The 19,137-nt window shown below is 40.4% G+C and carries 18 protein-coding genes, 1 tRNA gene and 1 riboswitch; of the genes, 3 read left to right on the top strand and 16 right to left on the bottom strand.

Going from position 1 to position 19,137, the window contains the following annotated elements:
* Positions 1–367: 367 nt before the first annotated feature.
* The 10 genes from ACEQ1T_RS06315 to ACEQ1T_RS06270 all read right to left on the bottom strand — a co-directional run bounded on the left by ACEQ1T_RS06315 (position 368) and on the right by ACEQ1T_RS06270 (position 9,166).
* Positions 368–652 carry a ferredoxin family protein gene (locus ACEQ1T_RS06315; RefSeq protein WP_019381639.1) on the bottom strand — a complete coding sequence of 95 codons (285 nt, stop codon included), beginning with the start codon at positions 650–652 and terminating at the stop codon, positions 368–370.
* Positions 652–1,947 carry an FAD-dependent oxidoreductase gene (locus tag ACEQ1T_RS06310; RefSeq protein WP_206835819.1) on the bottom strand — a complete coding sequence of 432 codons (1,296 nt, stop codon included), beginning with the start codon at positions 1,945–1,947 and terminating at the stop codon, positions 652–654. Before ACEQ1T_RS06310 ends, ACEQ1T_RS06315 begins: the two co-directional genes overlap by 1 nt.
* Positions 1,940–2,965 (bottom strand): electron transfer flavoprotein subunit alpha/FixB family protein, encoded by a 1,026-nt coding sequence (locus ACEQ1T_RS06305; protein ID WP_206835816.1) that lies wholly within the window; start codon positions 2,963–2,965, stop codon positions 1,940–1,942. The genes ACEQ1T_RS06310 and ACEQ1T_RS06305 overlap by 8 nt, the downstream gene beginning before the upstream one ends.
* A gap of 25 nt (positions 2,966–2,990) precedes the next feature.
* The gene (locus ACEQ1T_RS06300; RefSeq protein WP_370222118.1) at positions 2,991–3,809 is read right to left on the bottom strand and encodes an electron transfer flavoprotein subunit beta; all 819 of its coding nucleotides are present in this window, start codon (positions 3,807–3,809) and stop codon (positions 2,991–2,993) included.
* 255 nt (positions 3,810–4,064) lie between these two features.
* Positions 4,065–4,298 (bottom strand): aspartyl-phosphate phosphatase Spo0E family protein, encoded by a 234-nt coding sequence (locus ACEQ1T_RS06295; protein WP_206835809.1) that lies wholly within the window; start codon positions 4,296–4,298, stop codon positions 4,065–4,067.
* 298 nt (positions 4,299–4,596) lie between these two features.
* A complete protein-coding gene (locus ACEQ1T_RS06290; RefSeq protein WP_370222117.1) occupies positions 4,597–5,130 on the bottom strand; it encodes an acireductone dioxygenase in 534 nt (177 codons plus the stop codon).
* Between the two features lie 61 nt (positions 5,131–5,191).
* On the bottom strand, positions 5,192–5,827 hold the full coding sequence (locus ACEQ1T_RS06285; protein WP_206835803.1) for a methylthioribulose 1-phosphate dehydratase: 636 nt from the start codon (positions 5,825–5,827) through the stop codon (positions 5,192–5,194).
* Entirely contained in the window at positions 5,824–6,486 is a 663-nt protein-coding gene (locus ACEQ1T_RS06280; RefSeq protein WP_370222115.1) for a 2-hydroxy-3-keto-5-methylthiopentenyl-1-phosphate phosphatase, read from the bottom strand. Before ACEQ1T_RS06280 ends, ACEQ1T_RS06285 begins: the two co-directional genes overlap by 4 nt.
* Positions 6,479–7,711 carry a 2,3-diketo-5-methylthiopentyl-1-phosphate enolase gene (locus tag ACEQ1T_RS06275; RefSeq protein WP_206835793.1) on the bottom strand — a complete coding sequence of 411 codons (1,233 nt, stop codon included), beginning with the start codon at positions 7,709–7,711 and terminating at the stop codon, positions 6,479–6,481. Before ACEQ1T_RS06275 ends, ACEQ1T_RS06280 begins: the two co-directional genes overlap by 8 nt.
* Before the next feature lie 86 nt (positions 7,712–7,797).
* Positions 7,798–7,901, bottom strand: a riboswitch (SAM riboswitch).
* 92 nt (positions 7,902–7,993) lie between these two features.
* On the bottom strand, positions 7,994–9,166 hold the full coding sequence (locus ACEQ1T_RS06270) for a pyridoxal phosphate-dependent aminotransferase (protein ID WP_370222114.1): 1,173 nt from the start codon (positions 9,164–9,166) through the stop codon (positions 7,994–7,996).
* A gap of 143 nt (positions 9,167–9,309) precedes the next feature.
* Between ACEQ1T_RS06270 and ACEQ1T_RS06265 the strand changes: the two genes are divergently transcribed.
* Entirely contained in the window at positions 9,310–10,095 is a 786-nt protein-coding gene (locus ACEQ1T_RS06265) for a carbon-nitrogen family hydrolase (protein ID WP_370222113.1), read from the top strand.
* Positions 10,096–10,131: 36 nt separating this feature from the next.
* Here ACEQ1T_RS06265 and ACEQ1T_RS06260 read toward each other — a convergent pair whose 3' ends face one another.
* From ACEQ1T_RS06260 to ACEQ1T_RS06245, 4 genes are all read right to left on the bottom strand, one after another.
* Entirely contained in the window at positions 10,132–10,713 is a 582-nt protein-coding gene (locus ACEQ1T_RS06260) for a metalloregulator ArsR/SmtB family transcription factor (protein ID WP_370222112.1), read from the bottom strand.
* Positions 10,714–10,835: 122 nt separating this feature from the next.
* The gene (locus ACEQ1T_RS06255) at positions 10,836–11,336 is read right to left on the bottom strand and encodes a methylated-DNA--[protein]-cysteine S-methyltransferase (RefSeq protein ID WP_370222111.1); all 501 of its coding nucleotides are present in this window, start codon (positions 11,334–11,336) and stop codon (positions 10,836–10,838) included.
* Positions 11,333–13,168 (bottom strand): PAS domain S-box protein, encoded by a 1,836-nt coding sequence (locus ACEQ1T_RS06250; RefSeq protein ID WP_370222148.1) that lies wholly within the window; start codon positions 13,166–13,168, stop codon positions 11,333–11,335. The genes ACEQ1T_RS06255 and ACEQ1T_RS06250 overlap by 4 nt, the downstream gene beginning before the upstream one ends.
* 166 nt (positions 13,169–13,334) lie before the next feature.
* Positions 13,335–15,140, bottom strand: a complete 1,806-nt coding sequence (locus ACEQ1T_RS06245) for a methyl-accepting chemotaxis protein (RefSeq protein WP_370222109.1) — start codon at positions 15,138–15,140, stop codon at positions 13,335–13,337.
* Between the two features lie 507 nt (positions 15,141–15,647).
* On the opposite strand from ACEQ1T_RS06245, the gene ACEQ1T_RS06240 reads away from it, so the two are divergent.
* Complete coding sequence (locus ACEQ1T_RS06240) at positions 15,648–16,688, top strand: acyltransferase family protein (protein WP_206835772.1); 1,041 nt, start codon at positions 15,648–15,650, stop codon at positions 16,686–16,688.
* Positions 16,689–16,791: 103 nt separating this feature from the next.
* A tRNA-Arg gene (locus tag ACEQ1T_RS06235) sits at positions 16,792–16,865 on the top strand.
* 77 nt (positions 16,866–16,942) lie between these two features.
* Here ACEQ1T_RS06235 and ACEQ1T_RS06230 read toward each other — a convergent pair.
* The gene (locus ACEQ1T_RS06230; protein ID WP_206835661.1) at positions 16,943–17,662 is read right to left on the bottom strand and encodes a lactate utilization protein C; all 720 of its coding nucleotides are present in this window, start codon (positions 17,660–17,662) and stop codon (positions 16,943–16,945) included.
* Positions 17,659–19,089, bottom strand: a complete 1,431-nt coding sequence (locus ACEQ1T_RS06225) for a LutB/LldF family L-lactate oxidation iron-sulfur protein (RefSeq protein WP_206835659.1) — start codon at positions 19,087–19,089, stop codon at positions 17,659–17,661. The genes ACEQ1T_RS06230 and ACEQ1T_RS06225 overlap by 4 nt, the downstream gene beginning before the upstream one ends.
* Positions 19,090–19,137 lie beyond the last annotated feature (48 nt).

Below are 19,137 nucleotides of genomic sequence, written 5' to 3'. Positions count from 1 at the left end.
TCTACTTTTAATCAAAACCCTCAGAAAATTGAATTCATAATTCATTATAAAAAAAAGAGCCTAGACATCTCTAAGCTCTCCAAGATTATAGGGGGTCAACTATAATAGTCCGACCACTTTTAGTTTAACAGATCCTGCCTATAAAATTAAGATACTAAAGTACTATTACTTAAAAGCTTTAACGCGGTAATTTATAATAAAAACAGAATAACATACTGCAGGATTAATAGTTTTGATATAGGTTGTTAACATTTTGTTAATATTTCTAATCTATAATATAAATGTACCGAAAGATAAAACCTTTTTCATTACCCCCCTTTTCAAACCGGCCAAATATGGCCGGTTTTTGTATGAAATAGGGGTTTACTTATGCAAGCCTGAATACTATACCATGGCCGCCTTTTGGGTATTCCCATTTAATATTCTGATATGGGCATCCAATCCGGCAGCTGCCGCATTCATGGCATCCTTCATAACCCACCTGCATTCTCAATCCTTCCCACTTGTACACCTCAGCCGGACAGAAAATAGTGCATATTTTATCGGGGCATTTTGTCATGCAGATATCATGATCCAATACGGTAAGATGTGATTTGGTGTCTGCCTTAAAACGAACTAAATATTGCTTTTCTTCGATCGTTTTTGTTGACATTATTTCACCGCCTTCCATGCCCTGTACATGTCTTGAAGCACACGAATGGTCCCGCGCTCACTGGTGAAGCTCTTCACAATTTCCTTTTGCTTATCTTTCTTAGGAGTTCCATCAACTGTAAAGAATTTGCTTGCTGCCCTGTTCAGCATTGGAACATATTCCTTAAAATACTGAGGATAGTGTTCAAACGTGTGAGTTGCATCTTTATATTTTTCCAGGTCTTTAATAATAAAGCTTTGATACAGTGTTTCCCTGTACTGATTCAAGCTTGTTTCGCTAAAATCACCCCGTTTTTTGGCATCAATGATGGTTTCTGCAGCCATCGTTCCGGAAGCCATTGCCATATTGGAGCCTTCGCGATGTATGGCATTAACCAGCTGGGCAGCATCACCTGCAAGAAGGACACCATCCCCGGCCACTTTAGGCACTGAATGGTAGCCACCCTCAGGAATCAAGTGAGCCAGATACTCAGCAGATTCTCCCCCTTCTATTAAAGGTCTTACCATAGGGTGTGTTTTTAAATAATCCAGCAGGTCATAAGGCTTAAGCTTTGCCTTAATCATGCTTGACAGTGTGGTTCCCACACCAATGTTAATACTCTCTTTATTGGTGTAAATAAAGGCAGTTCCCAGATTGCCTTTCGTAGAGTCCCCAAATATTTCAATCGTACAGCCCTGGTTGTCTTCCAGGTTAAAGCGGTCATTAATTTTGTCTTTTGAAAGATTAATGACTTCCATTACCGTTAGTGCCACTTCATCAGGGCGAAATTCTTTATGGTAGCCCAGCTGTTTTGCCAGCAGTGAATTTACACCATCTGCCAAAACCACCACATCTGCATACACCTCACCATCCGGCCGGTCAGTTCTTACACCAACTACTTTTCCATTTTCAGTCAGACACTCAAGCACGACTGTTTCATTTATTAAAAGTACTCCCTGTTCAATCCCTTTTTTTGCAAACCATTGGTCAAATGGCGCCCGGAGTACTGTAAAATTATTATATGGCTCCTTCCCCCACTCAAGACCTTTATAGCCAAAACTCACTGTCGATTCTTTATCCATCATCCAAAACCGCTGCTCTATGACAGGCCTCTCCAGCGGTGCTTCTTTCCAAAATTCCGGAATGATTTCCTCCATTTGCTTACGGTATAATACTCCACCCATTACATTTTTGCTGCCGGGATATTCTCCTCTTTCAATTTGCAGGACTTTTAAACCGTTTTTGGCGCATGTGTATGCACAGGAAGTCCCTGCAGGCCCAGCCCCCACCACAATGACATCAAACTTTTCAGACATAACTCATTTCACCCCCTCTTTCCCTTGCTTCCTTTAACTCTTTAATTAGCTTCGGCACAATTTCAAGTGCATCACCCACGATTCCGTAAGTTGCTACATCAAATATTGGTGCTTCCGGATCTTTGTTAATCGCAATAATGAACTCTGAATTCTTCATGCCTACGACATGCTGAATTGCCCCTGAAATCCCAATAGCAAAATAGACCTTTGGTGTAATAGTTTCCCCGGTCTGCCCTACCTGCTGTTCATGCGGCAGCCATCCAGCCTCCACTACATCCCTAGTACCCCCTACGGTTGCTCCAATTGCTTCAGCCAGCTCATGGATCAGCTGAAAGTTTTGAAAATCACCCATCCCTTTTCCGCCTGCAACGACAACATGAGCATCTGCTAAATTCACTTTTTTTGTGACATCTTTCACAATTTTAATCACCTTAGTGCGCATGTCATCTTCCCTTAGAGCAATCGCTTCTTTTATAACCTCTCCCTGCCTATCTGGATCTGGCTCCATGGCTTTCATAACCTTAGGCCGGACAGTAGCCATCTGCGGCCGGTGCTTTTTACAAAGGATGGTTGCCATTATATTTCCCCCAAACGCCGGGCGGCTTGCTTCAAGAAGCCTCTTATCCACTTCGACATCCAGCATGGTTGTATCTGCAGTCAATCCTGTGCTAAGATCTGTAGCAACAGCACTGGCCAAATCTTTACCATTGGAAGTGGCCCCATAAAGAAATATTTCAGGTTTATATTTTTCTGCAAGATTGATAACTGCCTTCATATATGATTCTGTCCGGTAATCCTTCATTACTTCATGGTCTATTACATATACCTGATCAGCTCCATAAGCGATTACCTCCTGACTTAAAGGCATTATTTCATAACCAAGCAGCACACCGGAAAGAGGCACATCCAGCTTATCTGCCAGCTTCCTGCCTGCACCGAGCAATTCAAGGGATACCCCCTCAATTTTTCCATCATTTTGTTCTATGAATACCCACACTCCCCGGTTCTCATCCATCATGTAAATTACCCCCTAATAATTTCTGTTATCGGCTTACAAACAGCTCTTTCTTATCATTAAGAAGCTCCATCAGCTGCTTAACCTGTTCGTCCGCATTCCCTTCAAGCCTCTTTCCGCCTTCCGGCTTAGGAGGGGTAAACATTTTTCCAACTATCGTAGGAGACCCTTTCAAACCGAGCTGTGTACGATCCACATCCTCGAGATCATTTACAGACCAGATAACCGGCTCATACCTGGCAGCTTTTATCATGTTAGGCATAGGAGAGTATTCTATGCTATTAATCTCTTTTTCAACGGTCAGCAGACAAGGGACTTGAGCTTGTATCAATTCATACCCGTCCGTAATTTTCCTTTTGATCAGGATCGTTTTTTCACCTTCATTAAATTCGGATACCTCTATAACATTTGTAACTGGCGGAATATCCAGCCTTCTTGCTATCCCTGGTCCCACCTGGCCGGTATCTCCATCAATAGCATGTTTTCCGCATATGATTAAATCCACAGGCATATCTTTTGAAATGCGTTCCAATGCTTTAGAAAGAGCATAGCTTGTTGCGAGTGTATCTGCACCGGCAAATGCACGGTCCGAGATTAAAAAACCGCGGTCTGCTCCAATTTCGATGCTTTTCTTAATAACAGCAACAGCCTGTGGAGGCCCCATGGATAAAACCGAAATAATGCCTTTTCCTAAGGTCTTTGTTATTTTCACTGCTTCCTGCACTGCATGGGCGTCATAAGGGTTTAAAATGGCAGGAGCACTTCGCCGGTCAAGAGTATTAGTCTTGGGATTGATTTTAATAATTTTTGTATCTGGGACTTGCTTGACACACACAACTATGTGCATTTTTTACTTTCCCTCCTCTTAACTTAAAACTTGTATGAGTATTGTTCGCTTTAAGAGATTTATAAAAAAGCTTTGTATTACGATATATGATTCTCGATACAGGCATAGTACTGCAATAAGGAATTAATAAGAAATGTGCTGCTCAATATCAAGAAAAGAGGAAGCAGGCTCCCCAAATAAAAAAAAGGACCCATTATGGATCCTTTTTTTTGCTTCCTTATTATATGCTCAATATATATGCTCGGCTTTTTAATATTAGACAACTGCTTTCTTCCATGAGAGAATCATTTCCCGGAAGGAAATCCTCATTCTTTTCTTTTGTTCCTTCTCTCTTTTAATGACGCATTGATATTCAAAAATTAATTGATCAAGTTCCTGGCTGCAGCGCACAGTTTCCTGGCTCGCCATTCCATTTTTCTTGGCTGTTTCTATCATTTTTTCCCTTTTTTGCTGAATTTCAGTCAGCAGCTGTATTCTTTTATAGCGCAACGTTCTTCCTCCTACTCCTATCCCTTTATCCGATATAAATGTGTCTACTTGAAGCATTATTACAAGAATTTCTATAAATGTAAATAGATTCGCAATATTAGACAATCTTTTTCCAAACTTATTTTTATCGACATCAATTTCAATTCGCCATCATGCGGTTTCGACACATTCTGCTAAATTACACATGCGGCATCAACGGGATTTGATAAAAAATTTGCCAGACTAAAACATGTAAAAAATATCCAATTGTTATAGTGAGAAAATAAAAACCCAATGCCGGTGGCAATGGGTCATCAAATTATTGATGGACTTCCTTTTTTTCATAAATTGGCACCCATCCTTCTGCAGAAACAAAAATTCGGATGGCTACTACTTTTCGATCATCCTGGAGGGTAAAATAATGGCGGATGTTTTCAGGTACGGATATTAAATCGCCTGGATTCAGGAATACTTCAAAGAATTCCCCATCTTTTCCTTGTATAATAAAAACTCCATGGCCGCTGACAATAAATCTCACCTCATCATCAGTATGATGATGTTCCTGCTGGAAATTTTGAAGAAGCTGCTCCAAATTCGGCGTATTCTCTGAAAGCGAAATTACATCCTGTGCCTTATATCCTCTTCTTTCTGAAATATCTTTAATTTCTTCAGCAAATGCAGCCAAAATTTCTTGTTTTTCATTATCGGAAAGTAAATATTTTTCCTGCAGATTTTCAGGCAATTTCTCTATTGCCCATTGCTCATAGATAACCTCCTGCTTTTCCAGAAAAGCTGCAACCTCTTCCTGATTCCTGATTTCTTTTTTTGAATTTTTCAGTACAATATATGCCAAACTAATCAACCCTTTCTATTAAAATCTTTCTCTAGCATGTTTTAGAACAGAAGCTTGGGTACTAGACTACTTTAAATAGCTGATTGGGCTTATGTTCCAGGAGCCTTAGCTGATAGCGGAAAAGAAACTCTGAAGCCTCAAGGATCTTTTTAGCCTCAAAGGAGGTTTTGCCCCATACAGTAATTCCATGATTTCTTATTAAAACAGCACCTGCATCTTCATGTATATGGGAAGAAAAACACTTAGCCAGCGCGGGAATATGTGCATGATTCGGAATAATCGGAATCCTAAGAACAGCATCTTCCTCCCATTTATCAAATGCTTTAATCAGCTCCTGCCCTTTAAATGTAACTGCCTCCTGATCACCATAAATTTCTGAGATGACATTATTATCTATTGTATGTACATGGAGACTGCATTCAGCTTTTGTTCTTCTATATATCTCAGTATGCAGAAGTGTTTCAGCGGATGGCTTTAGATGTGTTTCCACTGCCGGGTGTCCATATTCATCAACAAGGAGAAAATCTTCATCAGTTCGTTTCCTTTTATCCTTTCCGCTTGCTGTAACGAGGAATTGAAGGGGACGCCCGCTGACCTTAATGGCCAGATTTCCGCTCGTTCCCATAAACCAGTCCCTTTCTGCAAGCTCGTCCTTAATATCTGCAAGCTCATTCCATTTTTCCTCAAGTCTGCTCATACCCTCACCTCATTTAATCTTTTTAAAAGCTCAATGCAATCATAGAACGATTCAAAGGCACAATGATTTAGGTTCATCTCTTTGCTTTTCTCCAGGAGCAGGTCTCTTGCTATGACAAAGTCTGCCTGTTTTGCAGCCTCCAGATCAGTTACTGAATCCCCGATCACCACTTTAAAGGTTTCCTCACCCTCCAGTTTTCTCATAATGGAAGGCTTGCAGCAGCCGCAATTATTATCGCAATTCTCATCACAGCTATGCGGCCATAAGATTTTAATTGTATCGCCGCTAAAATCAGAACTATTGCAGAACACCTCTTCAAAGGGTCCATACTTATCCAATACAGGAGCCACAAAAAAATCTATTCCTCCGCTGACTATATAAAGCGGTATATTTTCCTTTGCCAGATAATCGATAAATGGCTGAAATCCCTCTCTTACTCTCGCATTTTCCAAGATGAAATCGGTGATCTCATCTTTCAGACTGCTTGGGAGAAGGGAAAACATCTTTCCTACTCCTTCCTGAATGGAAATTTCCTGTGCCAGAACTTGATTTTTTATCCCTTCCCACCTGGAAGGAGCAAAGTGCTTCATGATATGAATGATGTTATCATTTTCGGTAATAGTTCCATCAAAATCACAAAAAACCGCTATTTTAGCCATTCTTGACAGCCACCTCTTTGTACCCCCACAGATCAATCGCTTTTTTTAATTCAGGGAAGTTTGATGGAGCATCTGTTAAAGAAGCCCCCTTTAATATTAAATCAATTGCCTGGCGGAATGCCAAACCGCCTCCTCTTGCCCCATCCGGATGCCCATGTACGCCGCCTCCGGCATTGATTACACTGTCTATTCCGAAGTCTTCGAAAAGAAGAGGCACAAGACCCGGATGGATGCCGGCTGATGGAACCGGAAAGGTTCTTTTGCAGAAATCATTCTTAGTCAGGGCATCCCCAATTGATAATGCCTGAGTTTTTTCAAGGGCAACCGATCCATAAGGGGAAGGGAATAGAGACAAGTCTGCACCTGCATACCTGAGAAGTTTCCCTAAAAGCAAAGGATAGGAAATCCCATAAACATTTGAAGCAGAAAGTGCTCCACTAACTGCAGGATGTGCCATGATAGGCAGCCCAATCTCTTCATCTTCTCTTAATGACTGCAAAACATCGAGCCCATAAGAAAATACATTAAACAGAAGAAGGTCTGCACCAAGTCTGGATGCCTTCCTTGCCTTTTCTTTTAATTCAAAAGACCTGCCTGTTAAATTTACAGCATATAGGGTACGGTGCCCTGTTTCCTCATAAACCTGCCTTAGCACTTCTTTGCCTTCGGTTATCCTGGCTTCAAAAGGTGTAAGGCGGTTTTCAAATAGAATTTCATCATCTTTTACAAGGTCGATGCCGCCAAGGGCCTGTTCCCTAAGCTGCGAAGTTAAAAAATCCATGTCTTTGCCCAGCACCCCTTTGAAGATGCTCATTAGAAGGGGTCTGCCATATACATTCACTTTTTCCCTCAGTCCGTCAATCCCGAATCGAGGCCCAGGGAAAAAGCTTTTAAGTTCATTGGAAAACTGTAAATCTAACAATTTAATCTTTCCGTCCAATGACAGCTTTCCAAAGACTGTTGTTAATATTGCCGGTAAATCCGGACTGAAATTAACAGTGGGATAGGCAATCTTAATGACTGCAGCTGTTTCCTTTCTTTCTTCATCTTTAATAAGGACTTCAACAGCAACGACCCTGCCTTTATGCTTTTCCAACTGCTGTTTTTCAAGCTCGGGCAAATGGGTCCATGACCCGACCGTTAACCCTAAAGCGATCTCCTCGGCCTTTTTCTCCGGGTTATGTTTTTCATCATGAATCAGATACGTTGCAATAATTTCACTCATGTATATTCTTCCTTTCAAAAATCAAAGAATGGGAACAATAAAAAACCTCTTCAAATAAGAAGAGGTTAGCATAGCAATCTAACATCTTCTTATCTTTCAGCTAAAAGCTGCAAGATTTAGCACCGTGCTCAGGTATAAGTCGGTTGCCGGGCTTCATAGGGCTAGTCCCTCCGCCTGCTCTTGATAAGAAAACGAAACGAGTATTCAGTTAATTTCGAATTAAAATTTAATTAGAATTATGACAGTGCTTAATATTTTTGTCAATTGAATTATGAAAAAAATTTAAAACAAATTTAATTTTTTTATTCGCCCCACTGCTTCTTTAAGTCTATCCTCAGATGTCAGCAATCCGGCTCTCACATACCCTTCTCCATAATCACCAAATCCGATGCCAGGTGCAACCGCAATATGCGCTTTATCCAAGAGATAGTCAGCAAACTCTTCCGATGTAAATTGCTCAGGGACTTTGAGCCATGCAAAAAAGGAGCCTTTAGGAGCTTGTACATCCCAGCCAATTTCCCTGAGGCCAGAGATGAAGGTATTCCGTCTGGATTCGTAGATAAAATTCAACTCATTAACACAATCCTGGGGTCCTGACAGAGCGGCTGCTGCAGCTTCCTGAACAGCACCAAACAAGCTGACGTATAGATGATCCTGCATTAGATTCAGTGCTTTAATGACACTTGCATTTCCAGCTGCAAATCCTATTCTCCAGCCTGCCATATTAAAGGTCTTTGAAAGGGTATAAATTTCAATACCGACCTCCTTTGCCCCTTCTGCCTGAAGAAAACTTTCAGGCTTGTTGCCGTCAAAACCAATTCCGCCATATGCAAAATCATGGACGATGCAAATACCATGACTTCGGCTCAAATTAACTGTTTCCTGAAAAAAATCCTTATTTGCCACTGCTCCTGTCGGGTTATTTGGATAATTAAGGAACATCAGTTTAGCTGAATTAAGCTGATCTGCTGACAATTCACTGTATACGGGCAAGAAGTTATTATCTTCTCTTAGAGGCATTGTCACCATGTTTGCTTTAGCAAGTGCTACACCTGACCAATAATCAGGATATCCCGGGTCCGGAACCAATACGCTGTCCCCAGGGTTTAAAAGGCATTGAGGGATTTCAACAAGGCCAGCTTTACCTCCAAAAAGGATGGCTATCTCGGTTTCGGGATCCAATTCAACATCGAATTCCCTTTTATAAAAGGATGCAGCGGCCTTTTTTAAATAAGGGAACCCCTGGAAAGGAGAATATTTATGGTTTTGCGGATTTTCGGCTGCACTTTGAAGACTCTTGACAATATGCTCCGGGGTAGGCAGATCAGGATTTCCCTGTCCAAGATTGATGACATCAAAACCTTGTTCGAGTTTTTTCCCCACTTTGGCTGTCAGAGATGCAAAAAACTGTTTAGGCAGACTTTTCAAAAGATCTGATTGCGGATAATTTACCAAATTGTTCACCTGCTTAAAAAAAAGATTGAAAATATAGTCACAAATGATATAACGTAAATGATAAGATGTAAAGTAAAATTTTGAAAATTTCCATCTATCGGACTAATTTTACCATATGGATAAGATGATTGCGGGGGAGTTTTATGAAATTAAAGATTGCCTGTTTACAAATGGATATTTCATTTGGAAAACCTGAGGAGAATTATAAAACAGCCGAAACCATGATTAATAAGGCGCTTAAGGCTAATCCGGATGTTATTGTGCTGCCTGAACTTTGGACGACAGGCTATGATTTGACCAGATTGGGTGAAATTGCAGACCAGGATGCCGGGTCAGCACTAGTTTTTTTAAAAGAGGCAGCACAGAGCAATCGAATTCATCTGATAGGAGGATCTGTTGCAAAGAAAACATCCGAAGGCATTTACAATACTCTGCTGATTGTAGATAACAAGGGTGACTTCATACATGAATACAGCAAGCTGCACTTATTCAAGCTTATGAATGAACACCTCTATCTGAAAGGAGGGACAGCTAAGGGAGTATTTTCTCTGGAAAATAGGAAGTTTGCAGGGATGATTTGTTATGATATCCGTTTTCCTGAGTGGGTGCGGACCCATACAGCGGAAGGTGCCGAAGCTTTATTTGTAGTAGCAGAATGGCCATTGGCCCGGCTGGCACATTGGCGGTCGCTTTTGATTGCACGTGCCATTGAAAACCAGTGCTATGTAATTGCATGCAACCGCTCTGGCTCTGATCCTGACAATGTCTTTGCAGGCCATTCGATGATTATAGATCCTTGGGGAGAAGTGCTTGCTGAAGGTTCTGAAACAGAAGAAATCCTCCATGCTGAGATAGACCTGGATAAAGTGAAAGAAGTCCGCAGCATGATTCCGATTTTTACTGACCGCAAACCGGATTTTTACCGCTGATGGCATACAGGGCCCTGACTAGGGCCCCTGACTTTTTTACCCTTCTATTTTTGCCCACATTTCTGGAGGGTTTAATTCATAAATGCCATTTTCCCTGTACATATAATGATTAATAATAAACTCTCTGCGTATTGTAGCATAGTCTTCATGATACTGTTTAATATATTCGTTGAGCACTTTTTCTTCATATTTTTTTCCCATTTTCAACCCTTTGATTAGATGTTCAAAAACCATGAGCTTCTTCTTTCTCTGTGCAGGTATATTCTTCAGTTTTCCATCTTTTGTAAAGAAGTTTTCAATAACCTTCTGGCTTTCTGAATTTTGTTCTTCCATTTTCTTAATCTCCTCTTTATCTGCCAATTTCGCAAGAACACCCGACTGATGTTTCAGTACGGATTCATTTAGATAGAAATAAACTGTATTTTTATCTCTTCTCTGATAAACAAGGTTTATTTCCCTGAGTTTATTTAAATGATGGGTAATGGTTGGCGGGGTCAATCCAAGCTTCCCAGCTATCGCCTGTCCATGCAAAGGCCCTTTGGCAAGAAGAAAAACAATCCTGATTCTGGTTGGGTCTCCCATTGTCTTATAAAAAGCTACTAAACGATTTAATTGCATAATACCAGCACCCTCATTTCGATTATCATCTAATTAGATAATAATCGAATTAATCTCCTCCAGTCAACCATATATATAATATCGCATAAAAAAATCACCCTTAGAGGTGATTTAAGAAAGAGCTATTTAATATAATTAGCCCCCTCGAGGGATAGCAGTACTTCTTTAATTTCAGTCCGGGTTCCTGCATACCCTGTTAACGATTTATTTTTTCCGATTACCCGATGGCATGGAATAATGATCGGAAGGCGATTGGCCTTGTTTGCCTGTCCAATGGCGCGCACTGCTTTTTCTTTCCCTATTTTGACAGCAATGTCCTGATAACTTCTTGTCTCACCAAATGGGATTAGGCAAAGCTCTTTCCAGACTGCTTTTTGAAATTCAGTGCCATGAGGTTCTATAGGGATGTCGAACTTTTTCCTTTGCCCATCAAAGTATTCCCCAAGCTGGATCGAACACTTTTTGATTAAAGGATCGGAGGGATCGAATTGCAATGATAAAACTTCTTCCCCTTCGAGAAAATCTTCTTTCCCCATGTATAATGCCGAAAGGATCCCCTTTTCAATGACAATGTAAATGTCTCCTGCCGGTGTGTTTTTTTTAGAATAAATTCTTAGTGTCATTTCATTCCCGCCTTTAAAATATAGGGCAAATAGATGTGGAATACAGTTCCTTCCCCCAATTTGCTTTCCACTTCAATTGTTCCCTTATGTTCTTCAATAATTTTATATGTAACCATTAAACCAAGTCCAGTGCCTCTTTCCTTTGTAGTATAGAAAGGTTCACCAAGCTTTTTTATTTTATGTGCGGGAATTCCTGTTCCTTCGTCCCTAATGGATATGTGAACTTTATTATTTAACCCCTTCTGAATGGATACAGTAATATATCCACCTTTAGGCATGACTTCAATCGCATTTTTTATTATATTGATAAAGACCTTTTTCATTTGATTGGATTCACAGAAAACATTGGGCAAATTCTTTTCATAATAAGTCCTGAATTGAACATTATGCAGCACAGCCTGAGCACTCAGGAGATCGACTGTTTCCTTCATGATTTGAGATATGTCTTTTTCCACAAATTTGACAGCTTGAGGCTTAGCGAGTATGAGAAATTCATTAATAATTGAATCTATCCTGCTAAGCTCAGTGGTAATCACATTGAAATACATAGAATGATCTTCCTTCACACTGCCCTCCAGCAGCTGTATAAAGCCTTTAAGAGCTGTCATTGGGTTTCTGATCTCGTGGGCAATTCCTGCTGCCAATTCTCCAATGACATTCAAAGTGTCTGATTTCCGAAGCTGTTCTTCCATTTCCAGCTTCTCAGTTATGTCTTTAAATGTTGTCATACTGATATTAGAAAAAATATTCAGCTTGTTGGAAAACTCAAAGAACTTCTTTCTGCCTGATTTCAGAGTAATGGAAAGGTTACCGTCTGATTGCCCCGCTGAATGTATGTTTTTTATCTGCTCCTTTAATTCATCATCGGTTATATTGCAGTCATTCAAAATACTATGCAGCGATACACTGATAAGCTCCTCTTTTGTCATTTGAAGCAATCTCTGACCTGATTGATTAATATCGACTATTTCAAACTGGTCGTTCCAAAGAAGAATACCTTCAAGGGCACCTTCAAATATCATGCGGAATTTTTGTTCGCTTTCCCTCAAGCTTTTCTCCATGGCATGACGCTCACTGACATTTCTGAAGATAGTCATATGGTAGCCTTCAACGGAGTTTAATTTCACTGTAAACTCCAAAGATTTGAACTGGCCATTTGGCATAAGAAAAACTAGCTCATCCCGTATGCTTCCCTTAACGAACATCTCTTTAACAATGCTTCTGTATCTTTCCGATTTTTCATATACAAAATCTTTTATCTTTTTTTTGAGAAGCTCGTCATGAGTGCATTCAAAAATTCGGCAAGCAGCTTCATTCGCATCGATGATTTCGCCATCTCCACCCCAAAAAATGATCCCATCCAGAGCTTCGGTAAATAGGTCCGCATACAGCTCTTCATTCTTTTTCACTTTCCGTTCCAGGAGCCGCTTACTCGTTACATCTCTTAATATGCACATATAAAGACTGCCCTCATTAAGGATGCTGGTAGTAAAATCAAACTCTATTATCGTTCTGCCGTTATAAATAGGAAGAATGCCCCTGACACTTTCCTTCCTCTTCAACAGTTCCCTTTGCTTTTCAAGCTTGAAATGCCTATTTTTCGGCACGATATCAGACAAATTCCTGCCGAGCAGATATTGTTTATCCATTTTTAAGCTTTCAGCAAATGATGGATTGACATCCACAATTCTCTCCTGGCTATCAAAAATTATAATTCCATCTTTCGAGCGTGAGAATATATTATATTTAGGTGAATTATCATTGGCCAAAATATTATTTTCCTTTTCCAAAGTCTCAATCCTGGCATAGAGTTTCCTGATTTCCTGATTCATAATGACCACTCTATTTCCTCCTATTGGGATATGCAATTAATTAAATATTTCTACAAGATCTGACTAAAACCTTTAAATCTCTGAGAAAACTGTCCTATTAATTTTTCATATCAAAGGGTTCTGGGGGAGAAGAAAAGGCATACCCTGTCAAGAGTATGCCTGGAATTTACAATTTGAATTTTGCAATCATCTCATTTAATTGTTCTGCCAATTCCGACAAGGACTGTGCATTGTCTGAGATTTCCTCCATTGAATGGTTAGTCTGAGCCATTGATGCACTCGTTTGTTCGATGCCTGCAGCAGATTCCTCAGATACTGCGGCAATACTGCCAATGGACTGGTTCATTTGGGAGGAATTAATGGAGACCTGCTCAAGGCTGCGGGAAATGTCACTGACATTTGTTGACATTGAGTTAACTGCCTCATAAATATTCTGGAATGTTTGCCCCGTCAATTGAATTTGCTCAGTTCCCTTTTCAACTTGAACATAGCCTGTTTGAAGCGACGTGGCCACACTGTTTGACTCTGCTTGAATGCCCACGACAATTCTAGTGATATCTGAAACCGAGAATGATACCTGCTCAGCCAGTTTCCTCACCTCATCTGCCACAACTGCAAAACCTCTTCCATGCTCACCGGCTCTGGCTGCTTCAATGGCTGCATTTAATGCCAGCAGGTTAGTCTGGTCTGCAATTTCCTTTATTACCTTAACTAATCTGGATATTTGCTTTGTCTGATCATCGAGTCCATTTACCTTGTCCACTGATGACTTCATTATCTGGTTAATTAATCCCATTTGTTCCTGGGATTCCTTCATTAGCTTGTTTCCATTCTCAGTGAGCGATAGCACCTCTGTGGAAGCACTCTTTATTTCATTACCGCTGTATGAAGCTTCCTTCACTTTTTCCAGGTACTCGTCCATCATTAAAGATAAACGTGTTGCAGAGCCCGCCTGATCCTCAGCGCCTCCGGATAGTTCCTGCATCGTTGAAGCAACCTGCTGACTTGCTGCTTTCACTTCATTTGCAGCAATATTCAGTTCTCCGCTTCTTTCTGTCACATACCCAGAAACTGCATTAATTTCCTGAATCATGGTCTTCAGTTTTATTTTCATGGAATTCATGGCTCTGCTAAGCTGGGCTACTTCATCATCACCCTCATACTCCACCGAATCTGCATTGAGGTTTCCTCCTGCAATATCATTTGAGAATTGTACAATGGCAGTCAGCTTTTTAGAAATAATACGTCCTATAAAAAGGATACTTGCGATTCCCAGGATAGCAGAAATGATGATTGAAATGCCAAGTACTATTAAAGTAAGGATAAGGCCAGATTTAGCAGAAGTCACAGCCTTTTGCTGATCCTCTTTCATCATGCTGCTGAGAGTATTTAATTTATCGACCGTTTCAGAAATGATATTATCGGCCTGCAATTTTCCCAGCCTATATTCTCTTGCATGCTGGAGTTTCACTTCTGGCTCAATGACATCATGAAATAAACTGGTGATTTTTTGATCATTTTCATCAATTTGTCTAAAAAGGGCTTTTAATTTTGAATCGCTCAGTTCTGGAGAAATTTCCTCTTTCAAATTATTAAAATCCTCTGTCAGCTCATCGAATGTTTTTAAATGTTTTGGGTTGGAGTCAATGATAAAGTTTCCAATCGTGCTCCCTTTATGATGAAAAGTGGCCGCTGATTCAGTAATCTTAATGGCCTTTTCCCCAGAATCCTTAACTATCTCCAGTTTTGAATTGGCAATTGTCAGCAAGAAGAAAGTAAGAACGGTGGAAACCGTGAATAGCCCAATGGTCACAAAAAGCGCAACCCCATATTTCTGGCCAAGCTTCAGGTTCTTCCACCATCTAGTGCTGGCCATTTTGTTTAAATACTTGGCTATGCTAAGCTTTATTGGCTTGGACGATTCTTTTCTTTCCTTCTTGCCCGGTATAAATTTTCTTACCCCTTTCAACATTGCTTCCCCCTTTGTGATTTAACCAGATGCGAACAATTGAACTAGTTTGTTTCTAATTCTTTTTTACTATTCTTTCAATTCATTATAATAGAACAAAAAAGACATTTGAAGATTATTTTTCCAATTTTTCATTTTAATACAGCCTTCCCTGCACATTTTCCATTTAAGAATCTTCTCTTTAAAACCCTGATTGTCTCACTAAATCGTCAGCTATGACATACTAATCGAACTACTCCCTTTTATCTGCGACAAAAATGAATTTTCACAATTGAGATTTGAAACAGATTTACAAGAAGCCATTCAAGCCATATAATATATGAGCTAACAAGCAAACATTCTTTGTATAACAGGAATTTATAGATAGTATGACAGAAATTTCGACGGTCAACCATTTTACTTTATCTGTAAATTAAACCTTCTATTTACACGAGAAAAGAAGTTTGCTTCATGTTAAAGTGGGTAAAGAAAGAAAGAGAATTTTTGGGGGTCTTTAATAGAGGAGGACTTATGAAACAACGTGACTTTTACTTCGACAACATGAAGTTCATCTTGATCTTCTTTGTCGTTTTTGGACATTTACTCCGCTCTTTTATTGAAGATAATGAAACAATCTATACTTTATATAAGGTAATCTACACGTTCCATATGCCAGCTTTTATACTGGTTTCCGGTTTTTTTGCAAAAGGCTTTTATAAAAAAGGGTATATAAAGAAAATTGCAAAAAAGCTCATACTGCCATATATTATTTTTCAGGTTATTTATTCGATTTTCTATTATTTTTTATATAATAAAGGCACATTTGAGTTGGATCCTTTTAACCCGCATTGGTCTTTATGGTTCCTGATCAGCATGTTCTTCTGGAATATCATGCTTCTATTCTTTGCAAAGTATAAACCTGTATATTCCCTGGCTGCTGCTTTTATCATTGGGCTTGCCGTCGGATATGCCGATTGGATTTCAAACTATTTAAGCTTATCCAGAACATTTGTGTTCTTTCCTTTATTCCTAATGGGGTATTATTTAAAGAAGGAGCATTTTTATGCGCTATTCCAGCCAAAGTTCAGAATTAGTGCATTAGCTATTTTTGCTGTAGTCTTTGCAGGCTTTTATCTCTATCCTGAAGTGGATTATAAATGGCTGCTTGGCTCAAAACCATATACTGAAATGGGGACAGCTTCGATTGGGGCAGTCTTTACGAGATTGGGCTTTTATGTCCTAAGTTTGATAATGGTATTTAGCTTCTTTGCTTTTGTGCCCCGTAAACAATATTTCTTTACTAATTTAGGAAAAAATACACTTTATGTCTATCTGCTCCACGGTTTCTTTGTACGAGTATTCAGGGAAAGTGATGTACAGGGCTTTTTTAACAAACCGGAAAACTTCCTGCTGCTTGCCGGAATATCGCTGCTGCTTACTTTGCTTCTCTCAAGCAAACTGATTACTTCATTTGCACAGCCAATTATAGAACTGAAAACGTCACAGCTAAAGAAGCTTAAAGATAGATCAAGGGCATATGCCAGATTTTATCGTAAAAAACTTACAAGTTAGAGCATAAACCGGTCATGGATTACTGGCCGGTTTTTTACTTTAGTCATAACCATTGACCATTTTTGATTATTGGATTATAATAAGTAACTGTGTTATATATTTTGTCCCAGTAGCTCAGCTGGATAGAGCGACAGCCTCCTAAGCTGTAGGTCGTGAGTTCGAATCTCGCCTGGGACGCTTTTAGAAAAAACGCCAACAAAAGTTTGGCGTTTTTTCTCATACTTACAAAAACCGGATGCCTGGTGCCCCACGAGTTATAAATCATCAATAACTATATACGCAGCCTTAACAGGCCCATGTACACCAACAACGAGGTTCATCTCAATATCAGCGGAGTTGCTTGGTCCAGTAATGAAATTAATACAGGAAGGTGCCTGCTGCCCTGAGTTTACCCTTTCCCTAATGATCCTTGCTGCCTGTGTCATGCGCGGAACCAGGGTGCTTTTCGGAATAAGGATGATAGAAGCAGCAGGGAGAAAACTGACTGTCCGCCCGTGATCCTTGCTGCTGAACAAGACTGCTGTGCCAGATTCAGCCAGAGTTATTTCACTGACCGTGATGCCGATGTTAGCATGTTCTGCGTATTCAATATTTCTTCCTTCTTCAGAATAATCCCATTCATATACATCTATATTCTCTTTTGGCCAAATCTCCTTGAATAGCGGTGTAAGCCCAAACTGTCTAAAGCGGTCATCCTTCCAGGTCACAACGGGACCCCCGCCATATTGGGCTACAATTTCTTTGAGCGTTTCAGTCAAATTGGCAGCACTGGTTACAACAAGGTCAGTGTGGATTTTCGTACACTGAGTCTTTAAAGCTTCGAGAAGCTCATCAGCATCCGCTTCTTTCAAGACTGCATCCTGCGGGTTAAAGCTCCATTCCGGTCTTTTGACTCCAGTAATTCTTTTTTCCCTGCCCAATCTGCCTGCAATTTTATTTAAAAAAGCATCTCGATTCTGAATTGTTCCATTCACTGCTGTCCGCCTCCTTTTGGCCGGTTTTTGAACCAATCGCGAAATCTTTCTTTATTGGGAGCTGGAAAATCCCTGATTTCTGTCCATGCTTTTAATGGGCCTGGTCCCTTTGTAATTTTGTCCCCTGCGGTAAATGGATTCATGGCTGCCGGTGCCAGCTTTGACCCAAGCTTATAAAGGGAGGGTGAAGCTGCCCCCAGCCCAAAAGCCTTCATAGTCATCTTTTCCGATATCGGAGCTCTTCCTTCTTTTTCGACAATTACCTGCCGGTGTTTATGAAGAAGTTCATGAAGAGGGATTTTGACTGGACAGGCTTCCGTACATGCTCCACAAAGTGTTGAAGCATATGGCAATTCCTTATAATCATTATAGCCTCCTAAAAGGGGTGACAGCACAGCTCCAATCGGGCCTGAATAAATGGATCCGTAGGAATGGCCGCCTACATGTCTATATACGGGACAAACATTTACACATGCAGCACAGCGGATACATTGGAGAATGGAGTGAAACTCCCCTCCTAAAATCGAAGAGCGGCCATTGTCCACTATAACCAGGTGGAATTCTTCAGGACCATCGACGTCGAGTTCTTCTCTTGGACCAGTCAGAACAGTAATATAACTCGTTAGCTTTTGTCCAACAGCGCTCCTCGTCAGCATGCTGACAAGCACTTCCATTTCCTCGTAAGTCGGGACCAGCCTTTCCATGCCCATTACCGTAATTTGCGTCTTAGGTAAGGCTGTGACGAGATCTGCATTGCCTTCATTAGTCACTAAGGTGATTGAACCAGTTTCAGCAACAGCGAAGTTGCAGCCCGTTATGCCAACATCTGCGGTTAAGTATTCACCGCGCAGCATTTCTCTGGCATGCCATGCAAGTTCTTCCGGCTTTTCTGTGTTCTGATAGTTCAGTTTTTCTGCAAACACATCCCGAATCTGCTCTTTATTCTTATGAAGAGCAGGCGCAACTATATGCGAAGGAGGATCGTGATCGTCCACCTGAAGGATGTATTCCCCCAAATCTGTTTCAATTACCTGACATCCGGCCTCTTCCAATGCCGCATTTAAATGTATCTCTTCGGTTACCATAGATTTTGATTTAACCACTTTTCTTGCATTCTTCTTTTCAATTACTTCCCGTATATAGGAAGATGCTTCTTCTGCAGTTTCAGCGAAAAAAACCTGCCCGCCCCTTTTAGCTACATTTTCGCTGAGCTGGTATAAGTAAAAATCAAGATTTTCAAGTACATGCTGGCGAATTTCTTCTGAAAGCGACCGCCATTCTTCCCAATTTCCAAGTTCTGCTGCAGCATCAAGCCTTCTTGTCTGAAGCCTTTCCTGGGCACCTGACACTGCCCCTCTCATAAAGGAATTGTTTATTCCGGAATCCACACGATCCTTAAAGTCATTTGTTCCTATTTTCATAGCCATTTCTATTCCCCCTTTAGAAAAGCACAAGCGCCTTGCCCACCCCCGACT

The organism is Cytobacillus sp., assembly GCF_964223445.1.
Taxonomy (GTDB): domain Bacteria; phylum Bacillota; class Bacilli; order Bacillales; family Cytobacillaceae; genus Cytobacillus.
This window is presented reverse-complemented; position numbering and strand designations above follow the sequence as displayed.